The organism is Okeania sp. (genome assembly GCF_983059655.1).
Map to the genome: position 1 here is coordinate 1 of NZ_CEZPJD010000806.1, position 3575 is coordinate 3575.

Sequence of the window (3575 nt, forward strand, 5' to 3'; positions counted from 1 at the left end):
ACCAATTGGGTTGTAATTTGGTAGATATGGATTTATTGATCCAAGAGTCGGACTACATTACTCTCCACATACCCAAAACTAATGAAACTTATCACTCAATTAATGCTGAAACTTTTGCCAAAATGAGGCCCACTGCTCGTATTATTAATTGTGCTAGAGGTGGGATTATTGATGAAGCGGCATTGAGTGAAGCTTTAAAAGAGGGAAAAATTGCTGGAGCTGCTCTGGATGTGTATGAAAATGAACCTCTAGAGAGTGAGTCTGCACTACGAGATTTGGATCAAAAGATTGTGATGACTCCTCACTTGGGTGCTTCTACTGCTGAAGCTCAGGTGAATGTGGCAATAGATGTTGCAGAACAAATTCGGGATGTTTTGTTGGGTTTGCCTGCTAGATCGGCGGTGAATATTCCTGGTATTTATCCAGAAACTTTGGAAAAACTGAAGCCTTATTTGTTATTAGCTGAAACTCTTGGTAATTTAGTTAGTCAATTAGCAGGTGGAAGAATTGATTTTCTTGATGTTTGTCTTCAAGGAGATTTGGCCAATGAAGATAGTCAACCTGTGGTGGTGGCAGCTCTTAAAGGTCTACTGTCCCAAGCTTTGCGAGAGCGCGTAAACTATGTAAACGCTTCAATTGAAGCTAAGGAAAGAGGTATTCGAGTAGTGGAAACTAGGGATGCTTCAGTCCGGGACTATACTGGTTCGTTGTATTTGGAAGCAAAGGGTTCTCTGGGCAACCATACTGTTAGAGGTGCTTTACTTGGAGAGGATGAGATTCGGATTACTAATATTGATGGATTTCCGATTAATGTCCCCCCAAGTCCCTATATGTTATTAACTCTACACCGAGATATGCCGGGAATTATTGGTAAAATTGGTTCGCTCTTGGGTAGTTTTAATGTGAATATTGCTAGTATGCAGGTGGGTCGTAAAATTGTCCGGGGTGATGCGGTGATGGTATTAAGTATTGATGACCCATTGCCAGAAGAAATATTAACTGAAATTACCAAAGAACCAGGAATTAGGGATGCTTATACAGTTGCTCTGTAGAATTTAGAATTTAGAATTTAGAATTTAGAGTTGGTAAATTTATCTTTAATATCAGAATTCAGAATTGGTAAATTTACCTTTAATTCTTCTGAATTCTAAATTTTAAATTTCAATTATGGTAGTTAAACTTAAAAATGAGACGTTTTTTCGTCTTAAATTCCCTCATAGCAAGAAAGCTTTGTCTCAATCTAAAGTTAAATTTCAATTACCTTTAATTCTAAATTCTACATTTTAAATTCTAATAATTCTAAATTCTACATTTTAAATTCTAAATTCTATTTTTATGGCATATAACTGGTGGGAAATTAGAGTATTGTGTCACCTAAATCTGGAGGAGGTCATTACTTGGCGTCTAGATACTTTTGGTTGCCGGGGTACTGCGAGTCAGGTCAAAGATAATCAGTGTTTAATATGGGCCTATATACCAGAAGAACAGGTCCAAATGTTGGACTTGTCAGCTTTGGCTATAAACTTACATCAGGATGCCATAAGTATGAATTTACAAATTCCATCAGTAGATTGGGATTTAATGGAGGAAGAAGACTGGGCAAGTAGTTGGAAACAATATTGGCAACCTCAAGAAATTGGCGATCGCTTTCTCATTCATCCTGCTTGGCTAGATTTACCAGAAAATATAGATAGAATTATCCTTCGTTTAGATCCAGGAGCGGCTTTTGGCACAGGAACTCATCCTACTACGGAGTTATGTTTGGAGTCATTGGAAATGCGCTTGGGGTTGGAACCTAATCCAGAAGCTATTATTGCTGATATTGGTTGTGGTAGTGGTATTTTGTCCATTGGGGCAGCATTATTAGGAGTACGTCAGATATATGCAGTTGATATTGACCCACTAGCAGTTAGATCCACTATTGGTAATCGGAAATTAAATGATATAACGGCTGAAAAATTAATTGTTGAACATGGAGATATTGAGCATTTAATTAAGTTAGCTTCTGGTCCGGTAGATGGTATAGTTTGCAATATTTTAGCTGAAGTAATTATTGATATAATTCCCCATCTGGAAGCGATCGCTAAACCTACAACTTGGGGTGTTTTGAGTGGGATTTTATTAGAACAATCTAAATCAATTGCTGATACTTTGGAAGAAAATGGTTGGGTTGTGGCCACTCTTTGGAAACGGGGAGAGTGGTGTTGTTTTAATATCCGACGTTCTTAATTTGTAAGCTATCAGCTATCAGCTATCAGCTATCAGCAATTCAGGTTTTGTCCTGGGACCCATGACAGTAATTCTTTTATTCTTTTTAAATTTCAAAGGTTGCTTTTACGCGGACCCAGAATTAATAGACATCTCTAGAAAAGAGGGGGTAGGGAGTACGGAATAGGGGGAAATAATTGATAATTTCTGTGCGATAATTTATTTTATTTTTTATTATTGTAAATTTCTAATAGCTGATAGCTGATAGCTAATAGCTGACAACTGGCTTTAAGGACAAGAGAGGCAACTTTTCTATTAAAACAATTAATAAAGCTTTTATCCTAGACTAAAAGCAATAGCTGATAGCTGACGGCTGTTTACGCAGTATTCCGTAGGAAATACTTACAAATTTAAGAACGAAGATAAAAATAAACATAGCCACTACAATAAAAAATATTAACTAGAACTATCAATACTTTTCCTATTTCAGAGTTAATACTAGGAAATACCCGCAAAGTTGCTAAGAATACCAGTAAAATTTCTATTAAGGCAACAATTGCTCCATAATGTTTCGGGTCCCAATAAGAAATAGGACTAATAAATCGATAATTACTTAAAGGAAAAAAATGTCTATGAGCATCATTATTATGTACTGGTAAATCACCCAGAGAATGAAACACCAAACTAATACAAATAACTTGCATAATTTGCCAGCCAAAATAGTAAGAAATTAGTAATAAAATTATTGCTAAAGGAATAGAATGAAAAGTAGCAACAAGATTTTGTATTAATGGTTGATAATAGGCTTCTGACCAAATTTTTGCTTCTGGTAACCGGACAATAAATTTTGCCCAAAAGTAGAAAATAAATATCGGAATATCTGGTAAAACTCCACCTATGACAATAGCAAGATTAGCTTGTGGTAATTGTGGTTTAGCAAGAAGAGCTAGATTAATAATGGCATGACTTGGTGTATTCATATTAGATAAAGGGAGTAGGGAGTAGGGAGTAGGGAGCAGGAAGAAGGAAAAGAGATTTGCCGTTGAAGTGAGAAGATGATTTTTTTTCACCACTAATAGACATCTAGTAAAAATCAAAAATAAAATCAATTATCCCACAGAAATTATCAGTTATTTCCCCCTATTTCCTATTCCCTCTTTTCTGGAGATGTCTAATTAAAAAGACATGATATAAAATATTATTCAAAAAAAATCTTGCTATAATAAAAGTTTGAATAAATTATATTTAGCTAAACTAATTAAAATTAACTATGTCCCTACCTATAGTAGCTATTATTGGCAGACCAAATGTAGGAAAGTCCACAATTGTGAATCGCTTGGCCGGAAATCAAGATGCAATTGTCCATG

The 3575-nt window shown here is 35.5% G+C and carries 4 protein-coding genes; 3 read left to right on the forward strand and 1 reads right to left on the reverse strand.

Features of this window, described 5'->3' with window-relative positions; translation table 11 throughout:
- Together AC3DU7_RS28640 and prmA are read left to right on the forward strand one after the other, a co-directional pair.
- Nucleotides 1-1052: NAD(P)-dependent oxidoreductase (locus AC3DU7_RS28640; RefSeq protein WP_488042653.1), on the forward strand; the 1052-nt coding region annotated here is incomplete at its 5' end.
- Nucleotides 1053-1335: 283 nt separating this feature from the next.
- On the forward strand, nucleotides 1336-2229 hold the full coding sequence (gene prmA, locus AC3DU7_RS28645; RefSeq protein ID WP_488042654.1) for a 50S ribosomal protein L11 methyltransferase: 894 nt from the start codon (nucleotides 1336-1338) through the stop codon (nucleotides 2227-2229).
- Between the two features lie 389 nt (nucleotides 2230-2618).
- On the opposite strand, the gene AC3DU7_RS28650 is transcribed toward prmA, so the two are convergent.
- The gene (locus AC3DU7_RS28650; protein WP_488042655.1) at nucleotides 2619-3188 is read right to left on the reverse strand and encodes a hypothetical protein; all 570 of its coding nucleotides are present in this window, start codon (nucleotides 3186-3188) and stop codon (nucleotides 2619-2621) included.
- 290 nt (nucleotides 3189-3478) lie between these two features.
- On the opposite strand from AC3DU7_RS28650, the gene AC3DU7_RS28655 reads away from it, so the two are divergent.
- The coding region (locus AC3DU7_RS28655) for a GTPase (protein ID WP_488042656.1) at nucleotides 3479-3575 on the forward strand (97 nt) is incomplete at its 3' end.

Excerpts from the sequence above, each read along its gene's own strand:
- prmA (WP_488042654.1), top strand. The coding sequence starts at position 1,336 with ATGGCATATAACTGGTGGGAAATTAGAGTATTGTGTCACCTAAATCTG.
- AC3DU7_RS28650 (WP_488042655.1), bottom strand. The coding sequence starts at position 3,188 with ATGAATACACCAAGTCATGCCATTATTAATCTAGCTCTTCTTGCTAAA.